Annotated in this window: 4 protein-coding genes; 1 reads left to right on the top strand and 3 read right to left on the bottom strand. The window is 37.7% G+C overall.

Annotated features, from left to right (window positions below):
• The first annotated feature begins 335 nt into the window (after positions 1–335).
• Positions 336–1808, top strand: coding sequence for an IMP dehydrogenase (gene guaB, locus VLB74_RS10015; protein WP_325203321.1), 1473 nt, complete (start codon positions 336–338; stop codon positions 1806–1808).
• Positions 1809–2014: 206 nt separating this feature from the next.
• Here guaB and VLB74_RS10010 read toward each other — a convergent pair whose 3' ends face one another.
• From VLB74_RS10010 to purB, 3 genes are all read right to left on the bottom strand, one after another.
• On the bottom strand, positions 2015–2320 hold the full coding sequence (locus VLB74_RS10010; RefSeq protein ID WP_325203320.1) for a hypothetical protein: 306 nt from the start codon (positions 2318–2320) through the stop codon (positions 2015–2017).
• A 391-nt stretch (positions 2321–2711) separates the two neighbouring features.
• On the bottom strand, positions 2712–4952 hold the full coding sequence (locus VLB74_RS10005; protein WP_325203319.1) for a cation:proton antiporter: 2241 nt from the start codon (positions 4950–4952) through the stop codon (positions 2712–2714).
• A gap of 170 nt (positions 4953–5122) precedes the next feature.
• Positions 5123–6238 (bottom strand): adenylosuccinate lyase (gene purB / locus VLB74_RS10000; RefSeq protein WP_325203318.1); only part of this gene is annotated, 1116 nt, incomplete at its 5' end.

Genomic DNA, 6238 nt, shown 5'->3' with positions numbered 1-6238 from the left:
CACCATCGATACTTACTCCAGTTCAAATATAGGACTAGGATTGGCAACAAATATAGGGATGTTTAACTTTTATGCTATGGCTGATAATCTCTTGTCATATAAGGATGTTTCGAAGGCAAATGCACTCACTTTTCAGATAGGTTTTAATATTATTTCGGGAGGAAGTACTAAATGAAAAGGTGGAAAACACAAATGTTTAATTGATAAAATTGGCTCGTCAATTGTTTGAATCTGAAAGCCACTTAAATTACTTTTTTAAAATAAAATAATAAGGAGTAAAGTTTTTTAGCTCAAGTTTGTGTATATTTGCACGCAATTCAACTAGAAATTGCAACATGAAAGCACATACCTCCAAGATTGTCGGAGAAGGTTTAACCTACGATGATGTATTATTAGTTCCCAATTACTCGAATGTTCTTCCGCGCGAAGTGAGTATCAAATCCAAATTTTCAAGAAATATAACGCTAAATGTTCCTATTGTATCTGCAGCTATGGATACAGTAACCGAAAGTTCTATGGCAATAGCTATGGCGCAAGAAGGAGGAATAGGTGTTTTGCATAAAAACATGACCATTGAGCAACAAGCAGCCAAAGTGCGTAAAGTAAAACGTGCGGAGTCTGGTATGATTATCGACCCTGTTACATTGTTACTGAATGCCACTGTTACAGATGCAAAAAATGCCATGAGAGAATATGGTATTGGTGGTATTCCTATTGTAGATGAAAATAAAATCTTGAAAGGAATTGTTACCAATAGAGATTTACGTTTCGAAAAAAATGGTGCAAGGCCTATCATTGAGGTTATGACATCCGAAAATCTGGTAACCGTTGCCGAAGGGACTTCATTGGAAGAAGCCGAGGTAGTATTACAAGGAAATAAAATCGAAAAATTACCTGTAGTAAATGATAAAAACGAGTTGGTTGGTTTAATCACTTTTAGAGATATTACCAAATTAGCTCAAAAACCAAATGCAAATAAAGATAAATTTGGTCGATTGAGAGTAGCTGCTGCTTTGGGAGTTACTGCTGACGCTGTGGATAGAGCAACTGCTTTGGTAAATGCTGGTGTGGACGCCGTAATTATTGATACTGCACATGGTCATACCAAAGGGGTGGTTGATGTATTGAAAGCTGTAAAGGCTAAATTTCCTGGATTAGATGTAATTGTTGGTAATATTGCTACTCCGGAAGCTGCACAATATTTAGTAGAAAGCGGTGCCGATGGGGTAAAGGTAGGAATCGGACCGGGTTCTATTTGTACTACCAGAATCGTTGCAGGTGTTGGTTTTCCTCAGTTTTCAGCTGTACTGGAAGTAGCTGCGGCTATAAAAGGGACGGGAGTTCCTGTAATTGCCGATGGTGGAATTCGTTACACAGGAGATATACCTAAAGCTATTGCTGCAGGAGCTGATTGTGTAATGCTTGGGTCATTACTAGCAGGAACAATGGAATCCCCAGGAGAAACTATTATTTTTGAAGGAAGAAAATTCAAATCCTACAGAGGAATGGGTTCTGTTGAAGCCATGCAGGAAGGTTCTAAAGACCGTTATTTTCAAGACGTAGAAGACGATGTTAAGAAATTGGTTCCGGAAGGAATCGTAGGACGTGTACCTTACAAAGGAGAATTGAACGAAAGTATGCAGCAATTCATTGGCGGACTTCGTGCCGGTATGGGTTATTGTGGAGCTAAAGACATTGCAACTCTACAAGATACAGGTCGTTTTGTTCGTATTACAGCGAGTGGTATCAACGAAAGTCACCCTCATAATGTGACCATCACAAAAGAAGCTCCAAATTATTCGAGATAATATAAGGCGAAAGTCTAAAAGTAAAAAAGGTGTAAGATTCAGTTCATGCACCTTTTTTGCTTCTTATAACGTTTAATATTTTTTTGGGCGTGACCCTTCGTGAAAAACTTCGGGTCGGGCTGTACGTTCCCGCTTCCCGATGAAAAATCGGGAGAGCTCCACTGCCATCCCTCACGCAGAGCAATTTAGAGGGAAATAAGTAATTTTTAAAGCACTTCTTTTGATGCTCCAATAAAATTTAGAAATTCAATTTTAGGTTCAGAAGCTAGGTTTTTATCCCGTTGTTCTTGGAAATGAAGAAAACTTGGCGTGTTTAGTAATACTTGCTGTATGTCTTTGTTCTTGTACTGTGAAAGATGAATAAAAGTTTTACTGTCTTCAGTTTGAAAAACGGAATACAAAAATTGGGTGCTGTCCAATTTGTTGAAATCGCTCATAAACTTTTGTATCATTTCTTTATTCGTATTTACATATTCATCATTTACTGTGTATGTTACTTTAACTACAATCATTTTTTCTAAGCTTTTGATGGTTGATGAATTATTTGAATTGGGATTAAGGATTGCATTGCTTGTTCAGCGCGTGTGGCGAAGTCGGGAGACTTCGGATAGCTAGGGAATTTCTTTGGAATTTTCCATATTTTTATAATACGGTGATGTTTTGTTGTTTTCAAATATATGAAAAGCATTACAAATGTTTAACAGTTTTACATTGAAATCATCCTTAGAATGATAAACATCTTCTCTAGCCCCGATTGCAGTGGAAATCCTTATAAGCCGGTGTTCGGCTTATAAGATTGAAACGAAAAGCGGGAGGAAAGCTGTTATGAAAAACTATTGTTCTGCTCCTAAAAAAAGAAACACCAGCCTTTCGACCAGTGTTCTTTATAAGACAAGGGAAAGTCTAATCATGCCCCAAATCGGACAATAGTTTTTTATCTCCAACTATCCATAAAATATCATCTTTTTCCAGAATGACGTTCGATTCGGGATTAAGGGTTCGGTTTCCTCTTTTTTCAATACCAACAATTAAGCCTTTAGTTTTTTCACGGAGTTTAGATTCTTTGATGCTCTTTCCTATGAAGGTGTGGTTTTTTAATTCTATTTGGCGCAAAACGATATCGGGTTCTTTGATTTCAGGAGAAATATCCATTTCGTGTTGATCGAGGTATTTTTTAAATTCCTGTACCTGAGCATCCGTTCCAATTACGCAAATTTCATCTCCCGGAAAAATACGTTCATTAGCATCGGGGATATGGATTGTAATTTCACCACGTTTTATCGAAACAAGGTTTATGCCTAAATTTTCTCTGATTTGCAGTTTTTTCAATGCTTCACCGGCTATGTTGGATTCAGCAGCGATGTCGAACATTGCCATGTGCCCGTCCCAAGGGGTTAAATCGCTTCGGCTTCTTTTGGCTCTGGAAATTTCTCTGTCGTTCAAATTGCTAAAAAAATGATTCTCAATTTTGTGGTATTGAAAGTGCAGTTTCTTTTGGAAAATCAAATATATTACAACGGCAATTACCAATGTGATCAGCGCAATTTTTGAAGAGAAGAAGGTGTTTAACAACAAACCGATAAAGAAAATGGTCAGTACTATTCGGATGAAGAACAACATTGTCAATGGGCCTCGTGATTTTCGGTCCAGCATTAATTGTTCCACTTCGCGGGTGGCCACTCTGCGAAAAGCGAGCGCCCATAAAAATGGGGATACCATAGCCAATGTTATCAGGGCAACCAATGGGTTTCCTAAATGATAGTCTTCGACCAAAGGCTGTATGAAGCGAGAAGAAAGCAAGATGATGGCGAGTATGATTACAACAAGCACAATCACTTGGATTAAAAAAGCATTAATTACGGTTTGCCAAAGATTCACTGTTTTTATCGCTTGAGTACTCGCCGAGTAGCGCTCAATTCGTTTGGTCCATTTACGTGGGAGATTTAGAGCCAGATATTCAGAGACCGGAAGCGAATATTTAATCATAAAAGGTGTCGTAAATACAGTAACAGCCGAAACAGCAACTACAATTGGATACAAAAAAGAATTGGTAGCTTTCAGCGTCACTCCCAAAGTCGCGATGATAAAGGAGAATTCCCCGATTTGCGATAAACTCATTCCGGTTCTGATGGAATCTTTTAGGGGTTGTCCTGATAATATGGCACCAAATGTAGCACTGATGGATTGACCAAAGACGGTAACAATAGAAAGAATGACAACAGGAATGGCGTGTTCATACAAGGTTTGCGGATTTATCAACATACCAACCGATACAAAAAATACGGCTCCAAATAAGTCTTTTACAGGTTTTACAAGGTGTTCTATGTGTTCCGCCTGTGTTGTTTCGGCAATGATGGATCCCATTATGAAAGCCCCAAGAGCGGGAGAAAAACCAACATTGGCAGCAAAAATAACCATTACCAGACACAACGCCAGTGAAATGATAAGCAGCATTTCGTCGGTGAGTAGGTGTTTGGTTTTTTTGAGTACAGTTGGTATGATAAAAATTCCTCCCAGGAACCAAATCACAAGAAAAAATACCAGTTTTAAAACCGACATCATCAGATCACCTCCAGAAAACTGATTGCTTACGGCAATCGTTGACAATAAAACCATCATCAAAATGGCAAGTATGTCCTGAACGATTAAAGAACCGATAACGATTCCGGCAAATTTTTGGGTCTTAACGCCCAATTCGTCATACGATTTTAAAATAATTGTCGTAGAGGATATGGAAAGAATCACTCCCAAAAAGATACTGTCCATTTGAGGCCAACCCAACCATTGACCAACGAAATAGCCCAGAATACACATACTCACAATTTGCACACCTGCAGTGATGGAGGCGGTTCCTCCCACTTTCATCAGTTTTTTGAAACTAAATTCGAGTCCGAGACTGAAAAGTAAAAAGATAACACCAATTTCCGCCCAGACTTCTACGCTCTTAATCTCTTTGACCGAAGGGAAAAAATCAAAATGATTCCCCGCCAAAAATCCCGCAATCAGATATCCCAATACCAATGGTTGTTTGAGCTTTCTAAATATTAGGACAGCAATGGTTGCAGTCATTAAAATTAGACCTAAATCGCTGATTAAAGGGTTTAAATGGCTTGTAGTTTCGGATGCAGTGGATAATAGACTCATAAATTAGGATGCTTGTTGGTCAAAACGGTTTGTTTTAAACAATCGTGGATGGCTAATTTACGAAAAAAGAAAATTTTTTGAGGTTTGGTTTTTTAGTTATTTAATTTAAAGAATAAAAAAAAAGCTACCCAAAAAGGATAGCTTTTGATGTAAAATGACTACAGGTTTTATTAAATTCCAATGAAATTGCTTGGCGTTATTTTAAGTAATTCTGCTTTTATTTCATCGGAAACATCTAAAGTTCCAATGAAATTATGAATCGCTTTTTTGTCAATGGTTTCGTTGGTTCTAGTCAATCCTTTCAAAGCTTCATAAGGATTTGGATAAGCTTCACGTCTTAAAATTGTTTGAATTGCTTCGGCAACAACAGCCCAGTTTTTCTCTAAATCTTCTTCAAATTTTGATTCGTTTAGAAGGAGTTTGTTCAAACCTTTTAAAGTGGCTTCAAAAGCAATTATTGTATGTCCGATAGGAACTCCAATATTTCTCAAAACGGTGCTGTCAGTCAAATCGCGTTGCAATCTGGAAACAGGTAATTTAGCAGCCAAATGTTCGAAAATGGCATTGGCAATTCCTAAGTTTCCTTCGGAGTTTTCAAAATCAATCGGGTTTACTTTATGAGGCATAGCCGATGAGCCAATTTCTCCGGCTTTGATTTTTTGTTTGAAATATTCCATCGAAACATAAGTCCAAATATCTCTGTCCAAATCTATGATGATGGTATTGATTCTTTTCAAAGCATCAAAAAATGCTGCAAAATGGTCGTAATGTTCGATTTGTGTTGTTGGAAAAGAATGGTGAAGTCCCAAGTTGTTTTCTACGAATTGGGTACCAAATTGTTTCCAGTCAATCTGTGGATATGCTACGTGATGTGCATTGTAATTTCCGGTTGCACCACCAAATTTAGCTGCAAACGGAATGTTGAATAACAAACGCATTTGTTCTTCCAATCGTTCTACAAAAACACCAATTTCTTTACCCAAACGAGTAGGAGAGGCTGGTTGTCCGTGGGTTTTGGCAAGCATTGGAATGTTTTTCCATTCTTGGCTTAGTTCTTTTAATTTTGAAATTACAGAAATCAAAGATGGCATATATACCTGCTCAAAAGCGTCTTTTGTCGAAAGAGGAATAGCGGTATTGTTGATGTCCTGTGAGGTCAATCCAAAGTGGATAAATTCTTTGTATTCGGATAAGCCAAGTTTTTCAAAAGCATCTTTGATAAAATACTCAACGGCTTTTACGTCGTGGTTGGTAACTTTTTCTGTTTCTTTTATCCAAAGAGCATC

Origin of the sequence: Flavobacterium sp. (genome assembly GCF_035456225.1) — a bacterium.
Taxonomy (GTDB): Bacteria; Bacteroidota; Bacteroidia; order Flavobacteriales; family Flavobacteriaceae; genus Flavobacterium.
The sequence above is the reverse complement of the archived record's forward strand: the minus strand, read 5'-3'. Positions and strand labels throughout refer to the sequence as shown.